Source organism: Amycolatopsis sp. NPDC039088, assembly GCF_055598845.1.
In genome coordinates, this window is the sequence record NZ_JBVKAE010000009.1 from 49,070 (window position 1) to 69,313 (window position 20,244).

Genomic DNA, 20,244 nt, shown 5'->3' on the forward strand with positions numbered 1-20,244 from the left:
TGGGGAGTGCCCAGGAGTTGGGAAGATGTGGGGGGGGGGGGGTTGGGGACGTTCACCGTCCCAAATCCTCCACACTCGCACCCCACAGGCATCAGCGATGCCACATCCGGACCACCAAGAACAAGTGCCGACCAGCACTTATGCGACTTTGCCGGGACCCTGACTTTCAAGGTAGGGAAGGAGGCCTTCACGACCTGATGAAACCAGCCATTTGCGGATCAAAGGGACAGGCGAGCGAGCCGTGAGTCCTTAATGGACATTTAGTCCGCGCAGGCGACTCCCGCGAGCCGGTCTCAGCTTTGGTCTCCAGTCACACCTATCACAGCAGCACCGGCCCTCATGTACTGCACGCGAGAGGGTGACCTCTGCGAGCCCGATTCGTGAGCGCGTCCCGCACGTCAGCGGCGGACCTACCCGAGGAATTCGCGCAGCACCGCGGCGACCTGGCGGATCTCTCCGGCCCGTACGTGTTCCTGCCGCGTGTGCGCCAGCGTCGGGTCGCCGGGCCCGAAGTTCACCGCTGGAATCCCGAGGGCCGCGAACCGCGCGACGTCGGTCCAACCCAGCTTCGCGACCGCCTTGCCGCCAGCCGCCGCGACCAGTTCGGCCGCCGCGGGGACGCTCAAACCGGGCAAAGCGCCTGGCGACAAGTCGACAACCTTCACGTCGTAACCCTCGAACACCTCGCGAAGGTGCGCCTCGGCTTCCTCCGAAGAACGATCGGGGGCGAAGCGGTGGTTGATCGTGAGCACGGCCTCGTCCGGGACGACGTTGCCCGCGACCCCGCCGCCGATCTTGGTGGCCTGCAGGCCCTCGCGGTAGGTCAGGCCGTCGATGTCGACCACTCGCGGCGTGTACTCGGCCAGCCTGCGCAGCGGTTCGGCGAGGCCGTGGATCGCGTTGACGCCCATCCAGCCGCGCGCGGTGTGCGCCCGGACGCCTTCGACGCGGATCTCGATCCGCATGGTGCCTTGGCAGCCGCCCTCGATGCCGCCGTTCGAAGGCTCGCCGAGGATCGCGAGGTCGCCTCGCAGCCACTCGGGCAGCTCGCGCTCGATACGACCGAGGCCGTTCTTCGTCGCTTCGATCTCTTCGCAGTCGTAGAGCACGAAGGTGACGTCGTGCCGAGGCTCGCGCAGGGCGGCGGCGAGGTGCAGGAAGACGGCGTCGCCGCTCTTCATGTCGACGGTGCCCAGGCCGTGCAGGATCTCGTCGTCACCGGTCCCCTCACGGCGCACCGGCAGGTTCTCGTTGACCGGAACGGTGTCGAGATGCCCCGCCAGCACCACCCGCGAAGGACGGCCGAGGTTCGTGCGGGCGAGGACGGCGTCGCCGTTGCGAATCACCTCGAGGTGGGGCGCCTGCGTCTCCAGTGCGGCCTGCACGGTGTCCGCGATGACCTTCTCCTCTTCCGAGACGCTGAAGATGTCCACCAGCGCGGCGGTGAGGTCGACAGGGTCCGCGTGCAGATCGAGCGAAGGCATGCCCGCACCGTACCGGCGGCGCCGCAGGGCTACCGTGAGGGAGTGCGCATGCGAGCGGTCTTGGTCGCCCTTCTCCTGCTAGTCAGCGGCTGCGGATCGGGTGAGGTCCCGGTGACGGTGAAGCCCACCCAGAGCACCGGCCCGGACGTGCTGCCGATCAAGCTCAAGGCACTGACCACCGACCGGTGCTACCTCACGCCGGGGACCGAATCGCCCAAGGGCTGCCAGAAGTACGTCACCGAACTCTCCAGCGCCGCGGGCAGTGTCCGCAAGCGCAGGCCGGACCTGTCGGCGAGCGCCGACGGCCTCGATCGCCCGATCGCCGCCTTCCGCACCGCGAACTGCCAGGACCAGGCGGCGCCCGGCGGCGCGTGCGGCCAGGCACTCGTCGACATGTCGGCGGCGTTGACCAGCGTGAAGAGCCTCGTCGGCGGTTGACGCAGGTCACTGGGTTACCGTTCAGGGCGTGAGCGAGCAGACCCCTGATCCCGAAACGACCGGCGCCACCGGCGTCGGACTGGCCACCGTCACGACCGACGGCACGGTGCTGGACACCTGGTTCCCGCTGCCCAAGCTGACCGAGAGCGCCGAGGACAAGCCCGGCACGGTACGGCTGACCGCCGAAGAGGCCTCCGAGGCTCTCGGCGAGGCCGCCGCGGCCCAGCTCGGTCCGGACACCGACCGCGGTGTCGAGGTCGTCGCGGTGCGCACGACCATCGCCCGCCTCGCCGAAGCCCCCGGTGACACGCACGACGTCTACCTGCGCCTGCACCTGCTGTCGCACCGGCTGGTCCGGCCGCACGGCGCGAACCTCGACGGCATCTTCGGCCTGTTGGCGAACGTCGTGTGGACCAACCACGGGCCGTGCCCCGTCGAGGGCTTCGAGGCGACCCGGCTGCGGTTGCGGGCTCGCGGCAACGTCACCGTCTACGGCGTGGACAAGTTCCCCCGGATGGTGGACTACGTCGTGCCGACCGGCGTCCGCATCGCCGACGCCGACCGCGCCCGCCTCGGCGCGCACCTGGCCAACGGCACCACGGTCATGCACGAGGGCTTCATCAACTTCAACGCCGGCACGCTCGGCGCGTCCATGGTCGAGGGCCGGATCTCCGCCGGTGTCGTGGTCGGCGACGGTTCCGACGTCGGCGGCGGCGCGTCGATCATGGGCACCCTGTCCGGTGGCGGCAAGGAGACCATCTCGATCGGCGAGCGCTGCCTGATCGGCGCGAACGGCGGCATCGGCATCTCGCTCGGCGACGACTCGGTCGTCGAGGCCGGCCTGTACGTCACGGCGGGCACGAAGGTGACCTTCGAGGGCAAGGTCGTGAAGGCGCGGGAGCTGTCCGGCATCTCGGGCGCGATGTTCCGGCGGAATTCCGGGACCGGCGCCGTCGAGGTCGTCGCGCGCAGCGGCGTCGGCATCGAGCTGAACGCGGCCCTGCACGCCAACTGACCTGCGGAAAGAGAGCAAGGGACCTTTGCTGTCACTCTCCCCCGGAGAGCGAGAGCAAAGGTCCCTTGCTTCTCTCACGGCCTGGACCACCTCATCGGTTCACCTAGAATTCATCTTGTGACAGCCGAGGCCCCGCCGCGCAAGAACGTCCCTTCGACCACCCCGGCCGCACTCGGGCTCGGCGAGCGGCCCGCGAAAGCCGGGCCGGACGATCCGGCTGCCGCGCATGTCCGGGTCAAACTCGACGTCGAGATCCGCGCGCTCCTCGCGCACGAACCCGGCACCAAATCCGGCGCCGACCCCGAGGACCTGCACCAGATGCGGGTCGCGCTGCGCCGCATGCGCAGTGTCCTCAAGCTGTCTGGCCGCCTCGTCGGCCCGGACGCCGAACCGGTGCGCGCGGAGCTCGGCTGGCTCGGCCAGTCACTCGGCGACGTCCGGGATTACGACGTCCTGATCGGACATCTGCGGGAGGTCGTCGCGGAGTTCGAGGTGCGCGACCAGCCCGCCGCGCGCCGTCTGGTCTCGAAGTTCGTCACTGAACGCGGAGTCGCGAAGCGGCGGCTCACCCGCGCGCTCGCCGGTCCCCGGTACGCCGCGATGATGCAGGACATCGGCCGGCTCGCCCGGCAGCCCGCCACCGAAGAACCCACTTCCGAGGCCGGGTCCACCTCCGCGGATCTCATCGCCGGCCTCGCGAAGCCGCATCGAAAGCTCGCGAAGGCCGTGAAGGCGCTTCCCGCCAACCCACCTGACGACGACCTTCACGCGCTTCGCATCTACGGCAAGAAACTCCGCTACGCCGCCGAGATGGCCAAGCCTGCCGCGAAGAAGAACCAAGCGGAGCGGATCCAGCGGTTGATCAAGGCCACGAAGAACTTGCAGACCGTTCTCGGGGACCATCAGGACGCCTGCGTCGCCGCCGATCGCATGCGCGGTGTCGTCGCCTCTGCCGACCCCGAGGTCGCCTTCATCGCGGGCCGGGTCGCGGAGAAGGAACTGTTGCGCCGGGCCGAGGTCCGTGCCGTTTGGCGCGATGTCTGGACCGAGGTCGACGCGGCCGCTCAGGCGGTGATCGCGCCGAGGTAGCCGTCCGGCCTGATCAGCACCTGGCGCCCGTTCCTGGCTTCGTATGCGGCGAAGGCGTGCCCGCCGACATCCTCGAAGTCCACATCGGACAGTGTGCTGCCCGCGGGCAGGATCCGGCGCGCGCCTTCGGGAGCGGGACCGTCGCCGAATACCAGCACTGTCGCCTGCGGACCGCGTAGCAGTTCGAAGAGCCGGACGGGTTTGCCGTTCGCGTCGGCCAGCGGCGCGTCCGGCGCGCGGTCGCCGGGCCGGATCCGGCCGGTCGCCTCGGGTGCGAGCGGGCCGCCGCGATACCCGATGTCGAGCTGACGCGTGTTCTCCCCGCGCTCGTGCGCGTCTTCCGAGCCTTCCTTGTACTTCTCGAGGATTTCGGTGCTGATCTCCAGCACCCGCGCCGCGACCCCGCGCCGCTCGGCCTCGTAGCTGTCGAGCAGCTCGGCCGAACCGTCGGCGAGTTTCCAGCCCAGGTTGTACGCGTCCTGCACGCCGGTGTTGAGCCCCTGCCCGCCGGTGGGCGGGTGGACGTGCGCCGCGTCGCCGGCGAGGAACACGCGCCCGTCCCGGAACCGCGCGGCGAGCCTGATGTTCGGCCGCCACACCGTCGACCAGGCGAGATCGTGCAACCGGACCCCGCCGCCGGACAGCTCGTCGAGCCGGGACTGCAACGTCTCCAGCGACGCCTCGACCTCCTCCTCACCCAGCGGCGCGCCGAACTGGAAGTGCGGCACCCCGGGCAGTGGCGTGAGCACGATCCCCGACATCGGGTCCTCGGGCTTCGCGAACCAATGCCCGTACTCGCGATCGAGCCCCTCCGCCTGGACGTCACCCAGCAGCATGCGGATCGATTCGTCGGTGGTGCCCTCGAACGCGATCCCGAGTGCCTTGCGCACGAAGCTCTTCCCGCCGTCCGCGCCGACGAGATAGTCGACTCGGATCCGCTCGCCCGGGAGTTCGGCGGTCACGCCGTCGGCGTCCTGCTCGAACCCGAGCAGCGGGGTGCCGAGCTCGACCTGGACACCGAATTCGGCGAGCCGGTCGCGCAAGATCTCCTCGGTCCGTGACTGGCCGAGGAACCAGCCGTTCGGATACGGCACGTCCGGCGTCGGCTCGACGAGTTCGGCCATCATCCGCTCATCGACGACCTCGCCACCCAGATGGATCCGTATCGGCACCGGCGCCTGCCCGGCGGCCAGTACGGCGTCCAGCACGCCGAGATCTTCGAAGACCTCCAGCGTGCGCGGCTGGAGGCCGTCACCACGCGAGCCCTCGAAGAACGTCTCGGCCTTCTCCACGATCCGCACGCCGACACCACGACGCGCGAGATCGATGGCCAGCGTGAGTCCGGTCGGCCCGGCTCCCGCGATCAGCACCTCGGTCATCTCTCCTCCAGTGAATTATAATTCAGTGAATCTCGATTCACTATGACCGTTGCTAGCCTTCCGTGTCAAGGAGGTGCCGATGACGGCGATGAGCCGCAGGGAGAAGGCGGCGGAGACCGAGGCCGCGCTCAAGGACGCGGCGAAGCGCGTTTTCGCGGCGAAGGGGTACCTGAACACCAAGATCACCGACATCACGGCCGAGGCCGGGCGCGCGGCGGGATCGTTCTACAACCACTTCGCGAGCAAGGAAGAGCTGCTCGAAGCGCTCCTCGCGGACCTCGCGGCGGCGAGCGACGTCAACGCGTCCTCGCCGGAGCACAAAGCCGACTTCACCGACCCGGACGCCGTGCGCTGGCACGTCCGCGAGTACTGGAACTTCCATCGCGACAACGCGGCGACGATGCTCGCGCTGCGCCAGGCCGCGATGGTCAACGACGACTTCGCGCGCACCTTCGCGCGGTTCGGCGCCGATCAGGCGGAGGACATCGTCGGCCACCTCGGGTACATCACCGCGGCGGGGATGGAACTGCCCGCCTCGGAACGGCTCACGCTCGCGATGATGGCCGAACTGGTCAACGGCTTCGCGCACACGTGGATGCTGGACCCGTCGTCGGTCTCCGAAGAGGAAGCCATCGAGGCGCTGACGCGGTTCATCTACCGGGGCTTCACCGGTCGCGACGTCACCTGAGCTCCCCTGTCACCCCCGCGGTGCGTGAACCGAGTCGAACTCAGGAGGCGAGGCGTTCCGCGGCCGCGTCGATCCGCTCGTCCGTCGCCGTCAGGGCGATCCGGACGTGCCGCCCGCCCGTCGGCCCGTAGAAGGTGCCCGGCGCGGCGAGGATGCCACGCTCGGCGAGCCAGTCGACCGTGTCGAGCGCGGATTCGCCGCGCGTGGACCAGAGATAGAGCCCCGCCTCGGAGTGCGAGATCTCGAAACCGCTGTCCAGCAACGCCTTCCGCAGCACCAGCCGTCGGCGCGCGTAGCGTTCCCGTTGCCCGGCAAGGGCTTCGTCGTCCTTCAGCGCGGCGACCATGGCCTCCTGCACCGGACGCGGCACGATCAGCCCGGAATGCTTGCGGATCTCCAGCAGTCCGGCGACGAGCTTCGGGTCGCCGGTGACGAATCCGGCGCGGTAGCTGGCGAGGTTCGCGGACTTCGACAGCGAGTGAACGGCCAGCAGACCGTCGAGAGAACCGCCGTGCACCGACGGGTGCAGGATCGACACGGGCTCGCTTTCCCAGCCCAGCGCCAGATAACACTCGTCGGAGACCACGACGACGCCGCGTTCCCGCGCCCAGTCGACGACCTTGCGCAGGTGGTCGACCCCGAGCACGCGCCCGGTGGGGTTGGACGGCGAGTTCAGCCACAGCATCGACGGCCGCTGCGGGCCGAGCGCGATCGTGCTGTCCGCACGCAGCAGGGAAGCACCCGCCAGCAGTACGCCGACCTCGTAGGTCGGATACGCCACCTCGGGGATGACGACGAGATCACCGGGGCCGAAGCCCAGTTGCCGCGGCAGCGAGGCGACCAGCTCCTTCGAACCGATCGTCGGCAGCACGGCCGCCTCGGGAACGCCCTCGATGCCGTGCCGTCGCGAAAGCGCCTCGATCGCGGCGGCCCTCAGCTCGGGAATCCCGTGCGTGGTCGGGTACCCCGGGATGTCCGACACGGAAGCGAGTGCCGTGCGGACGCTCTCGGGGACCGGGTCCACCGGCGTACCGATCGACAGGTCGACGATGCCGCCGGGATGTGCCTGGGCCTTCGCCTTGGCTTCGGCGAGGGAGTCCCAGGGAAAATCAGGAAGAGCGACCCGGCTCATTCGCCCTGCGGGGGAAGTGCCTTGATGAAGGCGGGGTCGTGACTGGTCTTGCCGACCTTGGAGGCGCCACCGGGCGAGCCGAGTTCGTCGAAGAAGTCGACGTTGGCCTTGGTGTAGTCGTTCCACTCGTCGGGGACGTCGTCCTCGTAGTAGATCGCCTCGACGGGGCAGACCGGCTCGCAGGCACCGCAGTCGACGCATTCGTCCGGGTGGATGTACAGCATGCGGTCACCCTCGTAGATGCAGTCCACGGGGCACTCGTCGATACACGCCTTGTCGAGCACGTCGACGCAGGGCTCGGCGATCACGTAGGTCACTGCGCACTCCTGCTTTATCTCTGCTTCACCAGTCTGCAACGGACATTACGCGCCCACGGGCGCGACCGGCCCGCTTAGGCCACCCTTATCCGTACTCCGGGTATGTGCCCTTCAGCGGTCCTTCCGGCGAGGCGGTGGAGTGGCCCTGCTGTCCCCAGTGATGACGAATTTCGGCGCGGCGGGCTTCGCCGCCTCCGCGTTCTTCTCCTCGACGGCCTTTTCCGCGCCCAATGCCCGGTTGAAGCCGTCGGAGATCTCGCGGACCAGGTCTTCGTTGTGGCGATCGTCCTTGCGCGCGATGCTCATCGGGTCCCTCCACTGCCTTCCTTGACACAATCTAACCGTGAACAGTGCGGAAATGCTCGAGCTCACCTGTAGCCAAGCCTGGCCTCCCCTGTTGGAAAGCCGGATGGGCGACTGGCGGCTGCGCTGGGCGGACGGGTTCACCGCCCGCGCCAACAGCGCCCTGGCGATCGGTGACCCGGGAAAACCGCTGACAGAGGCCCTGCGGGCGGTCTGTGACTTCGCCCACGATCATGCCATCCCACCGGTCGTCCAGGTGATCCAGAACACGTCCACCGAAGCCGCCATCGAAGCCCACGGATGGGTCCACCATGTGGAACACCGGCCCGCGCACGAGGTACGCGTGATGACCGGACCGCTCTCGCGCGGGACCTCGGCGGGAGCGGTGGTCCTCGACGAGCCGACGTCCGGATGGTGGGAGCTGACGGCGGGCGGCGCCGAACCCGCGGACGCGCCGCGCTACGTCCTCGGCACCGGCAAGGTCGGTTTCGGGGTCGTGGAACTGGACGGCGTCACGGCCGGGGCGGTGCGCGGCGCGGTCGTCGGCGAGTGGCTGCACATCGCCCGGCTGGAGGTCCGCGCCGAATTCCGGCGACGGGGGCTGGCGCGCGGGCTGATGAACGCGATCGGCGACTGGGCCGCCGCTCAGGGCGCCACCGGCACCGTCCTGCAGGTCGCCATGGGGAACACCGGCGCGCTGAAGCTGTACGAGGGCCTGGGCTGTACGGAGCACCACAGGTACCGCTACTGGGCCCCGGGTCCGGACGCGTGCGAGGATCGCCTGTCGTGAAGGTCGTCATTGTGGTCGGTGGAGTGGGCGGGGCCCGCTTCCTGCTGGGGGTCAAACAAGCACTGGGTCTGCCCGCGATCGGTTCCGCCCCGGAATCGCCGCACGAGGTGACCGCGCTGGTGAACACCGGGGACGACGTGTGGATGCACGGTCTGCGCGTCTGCCCCGACCTGGACACCTGCATGTACACCCTCGGCGGGGGGATCGACAAAGAACGCGGATGGGGGCACTCGGGCGAGACCTGGACGGTCAAGGAAGAGCTCGCCGAGTACGGCGCCGAGCCGACCTGGTTCGGTTTGGGCGACAAGGACATCGCGACGCACCTGATCCGTTCGCGGATGCTGCGCGCGGGATATCCGCTCTCTCAGGTCACCGAGGCACTGTGCGACCGCTGGCAGCCGGGTGTCCGCCTGCTGCCGATGTCGGACGACCGCGTCGAAACGCACGTCGTGATCGACGATCCCGAAGACCCGGAGCAGCGTAAGGCGATCCACTTCCAGGAGTGGTGGGTCCGCTACCGCGCCGAACCGAAGGCGCACTCGATCATCGCGGTCGGCGCCGACGAGGCGAAACCGGCGCCGGGCGTGCTGGACGCGATCGCGGGCGCCGACATCGTGCTGTTCGCGCCGTCCAACCCGGTCGTCTCGGTCGGCACCGTCCTCGGCGTCCCCGGCGTGCGCGACGCGCTGCGGAAGACGCGCGCCAAGGTCGTCGGCATCTCGCCGATCATCGGCGGGAAGGCGTTGCGCGGTATGGCCGACGCTTGCCTGAGCGCGATCGGGGTGGAGACGTCCGCGGAAGCCGTCGGGCGGCATTACGGCTCTCGCAAGGAGTCTCCGGAAGGCGTGCTCGACGGCTGGCTGGTCGCCGAGGGCGAAACCGTCGACGTACCGGGAGTCGCCGTCCGCGACGTCCCCCTGCTGATGTCCGATGTGGACGCGACCGCGGCGATGGCGCGCGCGGCCTTCGACCTGGCCGGAGTCTCCGTTGACTGACCACGCTTCCGAGAAGATCGAGATCCTGCCGGTCGACGGCCTCCCGGAATTCCGCCCCGGCGACGACCTCACCGGAGCGATCGTCACGGCGGCCCCGTGGCTGCGCTCAGGTGACGTCCTGGTCGTGACGAGCAAGATCGTCTCCAAGGCCGAGGGCATGCTGATCCGGGTCCCCGCCGATCCCGAGGAGCGCGACGCCGCCCGGCGCAAGCTCGTCGAGGAGGAGTCCGTCCGCGTGATCGCGCGGATCAACCGGACGGTGATCACCGAGAACCGGCTGGGCATCGTGCAGGCCGCGTCCGGCGTGGACGCGTCGAACGTGGCCTCCGGCGAGGTCGCGCTGCTGCCGTCCGATCCGGACGCCTCCGCGCTCGCGCTGCGGAACGGGCTGCGCGAGCGGCTCGGCGTCGAGGTCGCGGTCGTGGTCACCGACACCATGGGCCGCGCCTGGCGGGTCGGGCAGACCGACGCCGCGATCGGCGCGTCCGGTTTGCGCGTGCTGCATTCCTACGCGGGCGAGGTCGACAGTCAGGGCAACGAACTCGCGGTGACCGAAGTGGCGATCGCCGACGAACTCGCCGCCGCGGCGGATCTGGTCAAGGGCAAGCTCGGCGGGACCCCGGTCGCCGTCGTGCGCGGATTGCGGCTGACCGACGACGGATCCACCGCCCGCAAGCTGATCCGGCCGGTGGAAGAGGACCTGTTCCGGCTCGGCACCAACGAGGCCATCGCGCAGGGCCGCCGGGAAGCCGTGCTCGCGCGGCGGTCGATCCGGTCCTTCACCGACGAGCCGGTCGATCCCGAGGTACTGCGCCGCGCCGTATCGACGGCGCTGACGGCTCCCGCGCCGCACCACACCAAACCGGTCCGGTTCGTGTGGCTGCGCGAGGAAGGCTTGCGCCGCAAGCTTCTCGACGCGATGAAGGCGTCGTGGCAGACCGATCTCGAAGGCGACGACTTCACCCCGGAGCAGGTCGCGAAACGACTCAGCCGCGGCGACATCCTGTACAACGCCCCAGAGGTCGTGGTGCCGTTCCTCGTCGCCGAGGGCGCGCACACCTACCGCGACGACCGCCGGAACGCCTGTGAGCACACGATGTTCACCGTCGCCGGCGGTGCGGCGGTGCAAGGGCTGCTGGTCGCGCTCGCCGCCGAAGACCTCGGCTCGTGCTGGATCGGCTCGACCATCTTCGCGGCCGACATCGTGCGTGAGGTCCTCGGCCTGGACGCGCGCTGGGAGCCGCTCGGCGCGGTCGCGATCGGACATCCCGCCGCGCTGCCGCCCGCCCGCGGTGCGCGCGAACCCGGTGAAGGACTTCTCGAACTGTGACCCTGCATGAGAACGTCGTGTCCACTTTGTCCGGTTGGCGACCGGCGGACGCCGCCCAGGAATCCTTGCGGCAGGCCTATTTGGGCTTCCTCGCCGCCCGCGACGATGTCTGCCGTCGCGAATGCGCGGCGGGGCACATCACCGCGTCGGCCGTACTTCTGGACGCCGACGCGGAGAACGTCCTGCTCACCCTGCACCCGCGAGTCGGGCGCTGGCTCCAGCTCGGCGGGCACTGCGAACCGGGCGACGCGACGCTCGCGGACGCGGCCTTGCGCGAGGCGCGGGAGGAATCGGGCATTCACGACCTGGTCATCGATCCGGCGCCGGTGCATCTCGACGTCCACCCGATCACCTGCTCACTCGGCGTGCCGACCCGGCATTTCGACGTGCGTTTCACCGTGCGTGCACCCCGGGGAGCACAACCGGTACAAAGCGACGAATCGGACGATCTTCGTTGGTGGCCGGTGAATTCCCTGCCGAAAGGGTCGGAAGATCTGGCCGAACTGGTGGAAGCCGCCTTGCCCGCGACGTCCGGCCGTTAAGGTGTCGGCTGACGTTTAAGGGGGAATGATGCTGACGACGCTGACGCCATACCTGGATCGGGTCCGGGTGCACAGCAGCGGGGACGGCGACGGCGCCGGCTGGGTACTGCTGATCCTGGCGATCATCATTATCATCATCGTGATCGTGGTGATCATCGTGAAGGCCAACCAGGCGAAGAAGCCGCCGATGACCTTCCCGCAGAACCCGAACTTCGGCGGTGGCGGCCCGGCTCCGGGTTTCCCGCCGCCTCCCCCGCCCGCGGGCGGTCCGGCGCCGCAGGGCAACTGGCAGCAGCAGCCCCCGCCCGGTTTCCCGCCGCCCCAGCCCGGTTACGGCCAGGCACCCGGCTTCCCGCCGCCTCCGGCCCCGGCTCCGGCGGGTTTCCCGCCGCCGCCCGGCGCCCCCGCGGGATTCGCGCCGCCCGGCGCCCCGGCGCCCAACCCGTTCGGCGCGCCCGGCATGGCTCAGCCCGGTTTCCCGCCGCCTCCCCCGCCGGCCGGGCCGCCGATCGACGGCAGCGCGGACCGCACGCAGGTCGTGTCCCCGCAGCAGCAGGCGGACGCCGGTGCCGACCGCACCCAGGTGGTCTCACCGGCGGGCGCCGACCGCACCCAGGTCGTCTCCCCGGCGGACGGCGACCGGACGCAGGTCGTGTCCGGCGGCGCGGGTGACGCCACCCAGGTGGTCCCGCCCCGCCAGTAGCCCCGGATGTCCGTGAAGGCCTCCTTCCCTACCCTCAGGGTGGTGAAGGAGGCCTTCACGGCATTCCAGCAGGGAGAAATCGCATGATCAGGGTCGATCCGAACTCCTCGGTCCCACCCTTCGAGCAGGTGCGCACCGGCTACGCGACACAGATCAACGACGGCACGCTGCCCGTCGGGGCGAAACTCCCGACCGTGCGCAAACTGGCCGAAGACCTCGGCATCGCCCCGAACACCGTCGCCAAGGCCTACCGGGAACTCGAGGAAGCGGGCCTGATCGAGACCCGCGGCCGGGCGGGGACGTTCGTCAGCGCCGTCGGCGACGAGTCACGCGAACGGGCCCGGCAGGCGGCGGCCGACTACGCGGCGCTGACCAGGAAACTGGGTCTCGACCGCGACGAAGCCAAAGCGATCGTCGACGCCGCGCTGGGCTGACCGAGCAGGAGCCCGGTTAGGCTCTCGGCATGGTCTTCCTTCTGGTTCTGGTGGTCGGCGTCCTGGTCTTGGCCGGGATCGGGGTCGGCGTGTTCTTCCTCGTGAAGGCGAACACCAAGCAGCCACCCGCGCTCCCCCACCACCAGTACCCGCAACAGCAGCCGCAGTACCCGAGCCAGCAGCAGACCTACCCGCCGCAGGGCTGGGGCAGCTAGTCACATGGCGCGATAGTCGCGGAGTTCGATCTTCGGCCCGAACCGCGGACGGCGGAACCCGGCCGTGGAGAGGTAGCGCACGGCGCGCTGCCGCTGCGGCGAGTACGGCGCCAGCACCTCGGACATCCCGGCGTCGTCGAGTTTCGTGCCGACGAGCGCGTGCCCGACCATCGACGGGATGTTGTAGTCGCCGAAGCTCACCGCGTCCGGGTCGCCCCAGGCACGCTGCGCGATCTCCGCGGCGGTCCACACCCCGATGCCGGGGACCTTTCGCAGCCAGGCCCGTCCTTCGACGCCCTTCAGTTCGACGGCCTTTTCCAGCCGGGGCGCGACGCGGGCGGCGTTGATCAGCGTCGTCCGCCTCTTCAGGTCCACTCCGGCGCGATGCCATTTCCAGTCCACAATGGACCGGATGGCGACGGGCGTCGGCGGCACCCGCAGCCGTGCCGGTCCCGGCCCCGGCGCCTGCTCCCCGAACCAGCGGCACAGTTCGCCCCAAGACCGCAGCGCCTCCGTGCTGGTCACCTTCTGTTCCAGCACGGCGAGCACCAGCGCGTCCCACACCCGGCCGGTCGAACCGAGCCGCAGCCCCGGATTGCGGCGCCGAGCCGACGCGATGACGTCGTGGTGCGCCACGAATTCGGAGTCGTCGTCGTGCGCGCCCAGCATCGCCGGGACGCCGTCGAGCAGCCTGTCCGCGCCGGGGCCCCAGGCCTCCGCCTCGATCTCGCCGTCCGCGCGCCGCAGCAGCGCGAGCGTGCCCGCGCCGTCCGCGGTGTTGGCGGCCAGCCAGGTGACGCCGCTCTCGGTGCGGACGACGTTGGGCGAGCGTGACCCACGGCTCAGCGGACCCAGCACCATGTCCAGGTCGAGTTCGTAGCCGGGGGTGAAACGCATGGCTAGGCGTCGCTCGAGAAGCGAATACCGCCTTCGGGCAGGGTCACCCCGGGCCACACGCGGGCGCCGTCGAGCAGCTCACAGCCCGCGCCCACCGAGGCACCGTCACCGATGACGACGCCGCGAAGCACCGCTCCCGCACCGACCTTCACCCCGGCACCGAGCACCGAGCGCTCCACGACAGCCCCTTCGCCGACCTCGGCACCGTCGAAGACGACCGATCCGTCCACAATCGCGCCCTTGCCGATCAGCGCGCCCGCGCCGATCGTCGACCCGCCACGCAGCACGGCGTCCACGAAGATGCTGGCCCCTTCCAGCACCAGCGCGTCGCCGGTCGGCCCCGGCAGCGCCGACGTCGGCGCCACGCCGCGCACGAGGTCCGAACTGCCGCGGACGAACGCCTCCGGCGTGCCGACGTCGAGCCAGTAGGAGGAGTCCACGAAACCGTGCAGGTGAGCGCCGTTCTCGAGCAGGGAGGGAAAGGTCTCACGCTCGACCGAGACCCGGCGGCCCGCCGGGATCGATTCGATCACCTCGCGGCGGAAGACGTAGCAGCCCGCGTTGATCTGGTCGGTCGGCGGATTCGGCGTCTTCTCCAGGAAGGCCGTGACGCGGCCGTTCTCGTCCGTGGGCACCGAACCGAACCGGCTGGGATCGGCGACGCGCTGCAGATGGAGGGTCACATCCGCGCCGGACTCCGTGTGCGTCCGCAACTGTTCTGAAAGGTCGGCGCCGGAGAGGATGTCGCCGTTGAAGACGATCACGTTGTCCGCGCGCAGGCGGTCGTAGACGTTGCGGATGGCGCCGGCGGTGTCGAGCGGCTCTTCCTCGACGACGTATTCGAGTTCGAGACCGTGCTCCGCCCCGTCGCCGAAGTACTCCTCGAAAACCTCGGCTCGATACGAAGTTCCCAGTACAACGTGGGTCATCCCGGCCTCACGGATACGCGAGAAGAGGTGACTCAGGTACGGCGTACCCGCCGTCGGGAGCATCGGTTTGGGCGCCGAGAGGGTCAGCGGGCGCAGCCGGGTTCCCTTCCCCCCGACGAGCACCACGGCATCGGCCTTGACCTCAGACGTCACAGAGAACTCCTCCTGTATCACGCGCCGCCGGGCGACAAGCCGCGGGAAACCCTGACGGCGGCCGCCCCGAGGGCCTACCCTAGACAGCACACAGTCGGCCCTGAACCCAGAGGGCCCCAGGTCAGTCGGGAGGCCTAGGGGATGGACCCCCGTGCTCGGGCGGACGCCTTGCTCGCACGTGCCAGCGCGCGTGGAGCCTTCGTCGTGACACCGGACAACGCGACGTCGCCGATGGACTCCGCGAATACCCAGCAGATCCCCCGATCGGTGGTCGCGGAGATCGACCGTTCGTCGGACCCGGACACCACCACACAGCTACCGGCCTCGCTGATCGCGGAGAACGACCATCCGCTGGCGGGACCGGAGCCGACGACGCGGCTGGACATGCCGCCGGTGCGCTCCGAGGGCGCGACACGGCCGCAGCCGTACCCCCGTCAGCAGGGTGCGCAGCCGACGCGGCCGTTGCCACAGGCGACGACCCCGCTCACCCGCCGGCCGCCGGCCGCACCCGTGCGGAGCCCGCTGATCGAACAGCCGGAGCCGGAAACCGTCGAGAACGAGGTCGGTGGCCTGGTGCCGACGGTCAAGCAGAACCCTTCGGGCCGGTCCAACCTTTCGCGGCGACTGGACGGCATCTAGTCCCTCTCGCGCGTGCAATGAAAGGCCCCTTCATCGCAAAATTTGCGATGAAGGGGCCTTTCATTGCATCCGTAGGTTCCGAGCGAGGCTTGGGTGGCGAGTGACAGTGTGGGGGTAGGTGGCATGACCGAGTCTGTGCCGCGAAGGATCTCTTCCCTCGGCTCAGCCGAGGAAACTCGACGTTCACACCTTCGCGAGCACATGAAGGCCTCCTTCACTGCGCTAGGCGCAAGGAAGGGGGCCAGCATGTACATCCCGCGAGCAAAGCCGCAGGCCACGCGTAGGTACCTAAGAAAGGGTTCGCTCCAGCCCGAATCGCCACTCAGGACAGTGATGACGGTTGTCGCGGACCGGTACTTGCTGACCTGCGCGAACCTGACCTCACCTTGGTGCCGCTGCGGCGAGCCACAGGACCCGAGCGGCACGACGTTGATCAAGGGCGAGCCGGGGTAGAGCAGGCCTGATTCTGGACACCAGCGGGCTTCAGTGTCCACAAGGGACACCGCCAGCCGATCGACTGTCCGATTGATGCCGCTCTATACGTTTCCGTGCGGGGTCGTGAGTGTTAATGAGGGTTAGAACGACCCACATCACTCACGACCCCCTCACCAAACCCCACAACTCGCCCAAATCGGGCACATTTGTCTCGAAAAATGTCCCTTATGGACAGTCGGGAGCCAGGTGAGGCCCCCTTTGCATGAACCCGCTCCCGCCGGTACGCCACGACACGTTCGCCTTGACCCCGCTCTAGCAATGGAGCCGACCAGCGATTATGCGACTTTGCCGGGGCCTGCCCAGAACCTCAGGATGGACAAGGCTCATTTCACGCGGCGGCCACCTCAAGAAGCGCGGATCACCCGGTCGATCTCCTTGATCGCCGCGCCCCCGCCGTACGTGGCGTTGGACAGCAGCACGACGTCCAACCCCTTCGCCGGATAGTGCCGCGCGAGCGAGCAGACGCCGACGTTCCCGCCGTCCTTGTAGTAGTTCCACACCGCGCCGTCCTGCTCCAGGACGAATTCGAGGCCGAAGCCGTACCGGACGCCACTGCTGTGGCGCACTTGCGGCGTGAGGAACTCCTTCGTGCGCTCCGGGGAGAGAAGCCGTTCCTCCCGGATGGCCCGCAGGAACAGGACGAGGTCGCCGACGGTGCAGTACGCACCCCCATCGGGTGAACCGATCGGCGGGTAACTGAAGATGTTCTGCTTCCAGCCGGTGACGCGCTCGCCGTCGAGGATCGGGTCCCAGCCCTCGGCGACCCTCGGTCGCGGATCGCGCCGGTCGAAGAAGCCCGAATCGGTCATCCCCGCGCGGTCGAGCACGGCCTCCTGGACGTGGTCGCGATAGGGCCGGCCGGTGATCTCCTCGATCACCAACCCGGCGAGGACGTACCCCGAGTTGCAGTACCGGCAGCCTTCGCCCGGCGCGAAATTCGGTGCCCGGTAAGCGAAATTGGGCAGATGATCGCGCGTGTTCACGACCGAGTACACCGGCTTGTCGACCCACAGCGCCTCGTAGCTTTCGCCGGCTTCCTCGTCCGCGTCGTCGGCGATCCCGGACGTATGCGTGAGCAGCTGCCGCGTCGTCGCCCCGAGCGCGATCGCCGTGCCGGTGAGGTCGATGATCTCGCCGATCGGGCGGTCGAGGTCCAGCCGTCCCTCGTCGACCAACCGCAGCGCGGCGATGGCGGTGAAGAGCTTGGTGACCGACGCCGTGTCGTACCGGACGTCCGGCGCGTTCGGCACCGACCAGCGACGGCTGGCCAGACCGTAACCGCGCTCGAACAAGGTCTCGTCGCCGCGCCGGATCAGCACGACCCCGGAGAAACGGTCTTCACCGGCGCGTCCGGTCAGCCAGCTGTCCAGTTCTGCGAGGTTCATGCACCGACGGTAACGACGGCCGGGGGCCGAGTCGCGTGAGTTCCGGTGACCGGAACGACTACTTCTTACGCGTCTCCAGCTTGAGCCGCAGCGCGAGCCCGAGCTTCACCGCGAGCATGACCGGCTTCCACCGGAGGCCGCGGTGACGGTCCGCGAGGTAGCGGTACGCACTGTCGTGGTGCGCGCGCAGCATCTTCTCCGAAGCCTGCGAAGTCGAGTGGCCGCCGATGTGCATGACACTGGACGAAGGCGCGTACACGTTCAGCCAGCCGGCGCGAGCCATACGGTCTCCGAGGTCGACGTCCTCGAAGTACATGAAGTAGCGCGTGTCGAATCCATCGACCGAGTCGAAGGCCTCGCGGCGGAACAGCTGGCAGGACCCGGAAAGCCAGCCAGCCGTGCGCTCGACCGGCGTACCGGTCTCCTGGCGGTACTGCCGCGTCCACGGGTTGCCCGGCCAGATCTTGCCGAAGACCGCGTGCCCGATCCCTCGGCCGAACGACGGCAGCAGCCGTGCCGACGGGTAGACGGTGCCGTCGAGATCGTGGATGAGCGGCCCGAACGCGCCACCGCGCGGCCAGCGCTCGGCGACCTCCAGCAGCGCGTCGAGCGAACCGGGCTCCCATTCGAGGTCCGGGTTCACCACGACGACCCAGCCGTAGCTGTCGTCGAGTTCCGCGACACCGCGGTTGGCAGCCGTCCCGTAACCGACGTTCTCGCCGATGCTGAGCAGCTTGACGTTGTCCCGGCGGGCGGCCTTCTCCGGCGCGCCGTCCGTGGAGGCGTTGTCGGCGACGACGACCTGGACTTCCCGGTCCGTCGCCTTCTCGAGGGTGTCGAGGAACTTCTCGAGGGTTTCGCCGGGGAAGTACGTCACGGTCACGACGGCGAGCCCGTCGCCGTAGCTGGGGTGCTCAGTCACGCGGCCATTGTCCACCCGTCACGGAACGTGTCTCCGGCCACCCGTTCAACACGACTTGCGCTATGGCAACAGAGTGTGCTCACCCCAATGCTTTCCGCAATCATCGCCGGGCAGAATAGACCGATGCCCGTGCACGCCTTCATCGACGAATCGGTGCGCGACCAGCGCTACCTCCTGTGCATGACGCTGGTCGCACCGGCTCAGCTCGCACCGTCAAGACGAGAGCTGCACGCGTTATTGCTGCCTGGCGCCCGGGAGCTGCATTTCAAGAAAGAGAAGGAACCTCGTCGAAGACTGCTGATCGATCGCATCGCCGCGTTGGAAGTCGCGACGACCATCTACCTGGGTTCATGCACTCGAAAAACGGAAGAAGACACCCGGCAGAAATGCCTCGAACGTGCTGTCACCGACTTGCTCGCCAAGAGCGCTCACCGATTGGTCCTCGACTCACGGGATCACCGCGATATCCACGATCGCAAGACCCTGCAGCGAGCTCTCGGCCATCGCCCGTCCAAAACGGAGCTCACCTACGAGCATCTGAACTCGACGACTGAACCTCTGCTGTGGATCTCCGATGCCGCAGGCTGGTGCTTTGGCGCGGGAGGAAATTGGCGCCGGAGGGCGGCCCAGCTCATTGACTCGATCATCGAGGTGTGAACAGCGAAAAGCCCGCGAGACGACCGTCCGGACGCGTCACGGGCTTTCATACTCGGCCCCACCGGGGCCTCGCATCGCCAAGCATACCCCACACCACATGATGACTCGGCGTTGCAGACGTTCAGCACCTGAAAGAACCGCGCCTCAACCCGCCCGTCGCTGCGCATGCCGGTACCAAGCCTTCGCGTAGGCCTCCCGGTGCCGCTCCGCCGTCGTCGCCCACGAGAACTCCTTCGCCCGCCGAAGCGCGGCTTCGGCCAGCTCCGCCCGCCGCGAGGGATCGTCGAGCAGTTCCGAGATCGCCGCCGCGACGTCTCCGGCACCGACCCCGCAATAGGCGACCGCGTCCCCGCCGACCTCGGGCAGCGAAAGCCGCCGGGTCGTGAGCACGGCCGCGCCGCACGCCATGGCCTCCAGCACCGGCAGCCCGAAACCTTCGCCGAGGCTCGGGTACGCGACCAGTTCGGAGCCGCCGAGGAATCCCGCGAGCGTGTCGAACGGCAGATAACCCGCCCGGATCACCCGAAGCCGGTGCGGCACGGCGTCCAGCGCGCGTTCGACCTGCGAATCCCAGCCCGGCTGCCCGGCCAGCACCAGTGCGGGCGGGTTCGGCCTGCCGGTGACCGCGTGCGCGAAGCCGCGGATCAGCGCAGGCACGTTCTTGCGCGGTTCCAGCGCGCCGAGGAAAGCCACGTACGGCGTCTTCCCGAGCCCCACGGCCTTACGCGCGGCCTCGATCTCGGCGGGCGAAGGCGGATGGAACCGGTCCGGTTCGACGCCGTGGTGGATGATCTCCAGCTCGGCCGTCCGCACCTGGCCGACACGCTCCAGTTCGGCCGCCGTCGCGAGGCTCGGCACGACACACAGCGTCGCGCGGCGAAGCGCCGTCGCGGTCCAGGCGCGGAAGAAGCGCGCCTTCACCGAAGAGTGCAGGATCGCGTCGGTGAAGAAGGTCGCGTCGTGCAGCGTCACCACCGAAGCGGCCGGGCTGGCCAGAGGCATCGTGTAGTGCGGCGAGTGGACGACGTCGGCGGCGAGCCGCCGGACCAGCCTCGGCAGCGTCGCCTGCTCCCAGGTCAGCCGCGCCGTCCTGGTCGAAGTCGACGGTGAGGTGGGCACGATCCGCGCACCGGGCGCGAGCCGGTCGTAGAGCACCGCGTCCCGCGGCTGGCAGACGACGGTGATCCGCGCGCCGTCCGCGTCCAGCGCCGCGACCAGTGAATCCACGTAACGACCGACGCCACCCCTGTCCGCGGGGACGGCGGTCGCGTCGATCAGCACGCGAGGGTCATCGGTCACCCTTGCAGGGTACG

Annotated in this window: 23 protein-coding genes; 13 read left to right on the forward strand and 10 right to left on the reverse strand. The window is 69.1% G+C overall.

From position 1 onward, the window contains the following. Positions 1–410 precede the first annotated feature (410 nt). On the reverse strand, positions 411–1,484 hold the full coding sequence (gene dapE, locus ACZ7KI_RS13730) for a succinyl-diaminopimelate desuccinylase (protein ID WP_470273475.1): 1,074 nt from the start codon (positions 1,482–1,484) through the stop codon (positions 411–413). A gap of 48 nt (positions 1,485–1,532) precedes the next feature. Between dapE and ACZ7KI_RS13735 the strand changes: the two genes are divergently transcribed. The 3 genes from ACZ7KI_RS13735 (at position 1,533) to ACZ7KI_RS13745 (ending at position 4,026) form a co-directional block, all read left to right on the forward strand. Beyond that, positions 1,533–1,922: a hypothetical protein gene (locus ACZ7KI_RS13735; RefSeq protein ID WP_470273476.1), complete on the forward strand. Its 390-nt coding sequence runs from the start codon at positions 1,533–1,535 to the stop codon at positions 1,920–1,922. Positions 1,923–1,950: 28 nt separating this feature from the next. Continuing rightward, entirely contained in the window at positions 1,951–2,937 is a 987-nt protein-coding gene (gene dapD, locus ACZ7KI_RS13740; RefSeq protein WP_470273477.1) for a 2,3,4,5-tetrahydropyridine-2,6-dicarboxylate N-succinyltransferase, read from the forward strand. 117 nt (positions 2,938–3,054) lie between these two features. Continuing rightward, entirely contained in the window at positions 3,055–4,026 is a 972-nt protein-coding gene (locus tag ACZ7KI_RS13745) for a CHAD domain-containing protein (RefSeq protein ID WP_470273478.1), read from the forward strand. Here ACZ7KI_RS13745 and ACZ7KI_RS13750 read toward each other — a convergent pair. Next, positions 4,002–5,405: an FAD-dependent monooxygenase gene (locus ACZ7KI_RS13750; RefSeq protein WP_470273479.1), complete on the reverse strand. Its 1,404-nt coding sequence runs from the start codon at positions 5,403–5,405 to the stop codon at positions 4,002–4,004. The genes ACZ7KI_RS13745 and ACZ7KI_RS13750 overlap by 25 nt on opposite strands. Before the next feature lie 79 nt (positions 5,406–5,484). Between ACZ7KI_RS13750 and ACZ7KI_RS13755 the strand changes: the two genes are divergently transcribed. Next, positions 5,485–6,093, forward strand: coding sequence for a TetR/AcrR family transcriptional regulator (locus ACZ7KI_RS13755; protein WP_470273480.1), 609 nt, complete (start codon positions 5,485–5,487; stop codon positions 6,091–6,093). Positions 6,094–6,133: 40 nt separating this feature from the next. Here ACZ7KI_RS13755 and dapC read toward each other — a convergent pair whose 3' ends face one another. The 3 genes from dapC to ACZ7KI_RS13770 form a co-directional block, all read right to left on the reverse strand. Then, entirely contained in the window at positions 6,134–7,225 is a 1,092-nt protein-coding gene (gene dapC / locus ACZ7KI_RS13760; protein ID WP_470273481.1) for a succinyldiaminopimelate transaminase, read from the reverse strand. Next, positions 7,222–7,542 (reverse strand): ferredoxin, encoded by a 321-nt coding sequence (gene fdxA, locus ACZ7KI_RS13765; RefSeq protein ID WP_016331413.1) that lies wholly within the window; start codon positions 7,540–7,542, stop codon positions 7,222–7,224. The genes dapC and fdxA overlap by 4 nt, the downstream gene beginning before the upstream one ends. Before the next feature lie 111 nt (positions 7,543–7,653). Beyond that, on the reverse strand, positions 7,654–7,848 hold the full coding sequence (locus ACZ7KI_RS13770) for a hypothetical protein (RefSeq protein WP_465504731.1): 195 nt from the start codon (positions 7,846–7,848) through the stop codon (positions 7,654–7,656). 52 nt (positions 7,849–7,900) lie between these two features. On the opposite strand from ACZ7KI_RS13770, the gene ACZ7KI_RS13775 reads away from it, so the two are divergent. The 7 genes from ACZ7KI_RS13775 to ACZ7KI_RS13805 all read left to right on the forward strand — a co-directional run bounded on the left by ACZ7KI_RS13775 (position 7,901) and on the right by ACZ7KI_RS13805 (position 12,854). After that, the gene (locus ACZ7KI_RS13775) at positions 7,901–8,635 is read left to right on the forward strand and encodes a GNAT family N-acetyltransferase (RefSeq protein WP_470273661.1); all 735 of its coding nucleotides are present in this window, start codon (positions 7,901–7,903) and stop codon (positions 8,633–8,635) included. Further along, on the forward strand, positions 8,632–9,630 hold the full coding sequence (gene cofD, locus ACZ7KI_RS13780; RefSeq protein WP_470273482.1) for a 2-phospho-L-lactate transferase: 999 nt from the start codon (positions 8,632–8,634) through the stop codon (positions 9,628–9,630). Before ACZ7KI_RS13775 ends, cofD begins: the two co-directional genes overlap by 4 nt. Further along, positions 9,566–10,960: a coenzyme F420-0:L-glutamate ligase gene (locus ACZ7KI_RS13785; RefSeq protein WP_470273483.1), complete on the forward strand. Its 1,395-nt coding sequence runs from the start codon at positions 9,566–9,568 to the stop codon at positions 10,958–10,960. The genes cofD and ACZ7KI_RS13785 overlap by 65 nt, the downstream gene beginning before the upstream one ends. Then, positions 10,957–11,502, forward strand: coding sequence for an NUDIX hydrolase (locus ACZ7KI_RS13790; protein WP_470273484.1), 546 nt, complete (start codon positions 10,957–10,959; stop codon positions 11,500–11,502). Before ACZ7KI_RS13785 ends, ACZ7KI_RS13790 begins: the two co-directional genes overlap by 4 nt. Before the next feature lie 28 nt (positions 11,503–11,530). Continuing rightward, positions 11,531–12,205, forward strand: coding sequence for a hypothetical protein (locus ACZ7KI_RS13795; protein ID WP_470273485.1), 675 nt, complete (start codon positions 11,531–11,533; stop codon positions 12,203–12,205). A gap of 83 nt (positions 12,206–12,288) precedes the next feature. Then, the gene (locus ACZ7KI_RS13800; RefSeq protein WP_470273486.1) at positions 12,289–12,639 is read left to right on the forward strand and encodes a GntR family transcriptional regulator; all 351 of its coding nucleotides are present in this window, start codon (positions 12,289–12,291) and stop codon (positions 12,637–12,639) included. A 29-nt stretch (positions 12,640–12,668) separates the two neighbouring features. Continuing rightward, positions 12,669–12,854: a hypothetical protein gene (locus ACZ7KI_RS13805; protein WP_470273487.1), complete on the forward strand. Its 186-nt coding sequence runs from the start codon at positions 12,669–12,671 to the stop codon at positions 12,852–12,854. Here ACZ7KI_RS13805 and ACZ7KI_RS13810 read toward each other — a convergent pair whose 3' ends face one another. Then, positions 12,855–13,751, reverse strand: a complete 897-nt coding sequence (locus ACZ7KI_RS13810) for a DNA-3-methyladenine glycosylase family protein (RefSeq protein WP_470273488.1) — start codon at positions 13,749–13,751, stop codon at positions 12,855–12,857. It lies immediately after the preceding gene. Between the two features lie 2 nt (positions 13,752–13,753). Beyond that, positions 13,754–14,833 carry a mannose-1-phosphate guanylyltransferase gene (gene manB / locus ACZ7KI_RS13815; protein ID WP_470273489.1) on the reverse strand — a complete coding sequence of 360 codons (1,080 nt, stop codon included), beginning with the start codon at positions 14,831–14,833 and terminating at the stop codon, positions 13,754–13,756. A gap of 204 nt (positions 14,834–15,037) precedes the next feature. On the opposite strand from manB, the gene ACZ7KI_RS13820 reads away from it, so the two are divergent. Further along, positions 15,038–15,472: a hypothetical protein gene (locus ACZ7KI_RS13820; protein WP_465507050.1), complete on the forward strand. Its 435-nt coding sequence runs from the start codon at positions 15,038–15,040 to the stop codon at positions 15,470–15,472. An 839-nt stretch (positions 15,473–16,311) separates the two neighbouring features. On the opposite strand, the gene ACZ7KI_RS13825 is transcribed toward ACZ7KI_RS13820, so the two are convergent. Then, on the reverse strand, positions 16,312–17,352 hold the full coding sequence (locus tag ACZ7KI_RS13825; RefSeq protein ID WP_470273490.1) for a serine hydrolase domain-containing protein: 1,041 nt from the start codon (positions 17,350–17,352) through the stop codon (positions 16,312–16,314). Between the two features lie 58 nt (positions 17,353–17,410). Continuing rightward, the gene (locus tag ACZ7KI_RS13830; protein WP_470273491.1) at positions 17,411–18,274 is read right to left on the reverse strand and encodes a glycosyltransferase family 2 protein; all 864 of its coding nucleotides are present in this window, start codon (positions 18,272–18,274) and stop codon (positions 17,411–17,413) included. Between the two features lie 123 nt (positions 18,275–18,397). On the opposite strand from ACZ7KI_RS13830, the gene ACZ7KI_RS13835 reads away from it, so the two are divergent. Further along, positions 18,398–18,931, forward strand: coding sequence for a hypothetical protein (locus ACZ7KI_RS13835; RefSeq protein ID WP_470273492.1), 534 nt, complete (start codon positions 18,398–18,400; stop codon positions 18,929–18,931). 144 nt (positions 18,932–19,075) lie between these two features. On the opposite strand, the gene ACZ7KI_RS13840 is transcribed toward ACZ7KI_RS13835, so the two are convergent. After that, complete coding sequence (locus tag ACZ7KI_RS13840) at positions 19,076–20,212, reverse strand: glycosyltransferase family 4 protein (RefSeq protein WP_470273662.1); 1,137 nt, start codon at positions 20,210–20,212, stop codon at positions 19,076–19,078. Positions 20,213–20,244: the final 32 nt, after the last annotated feature.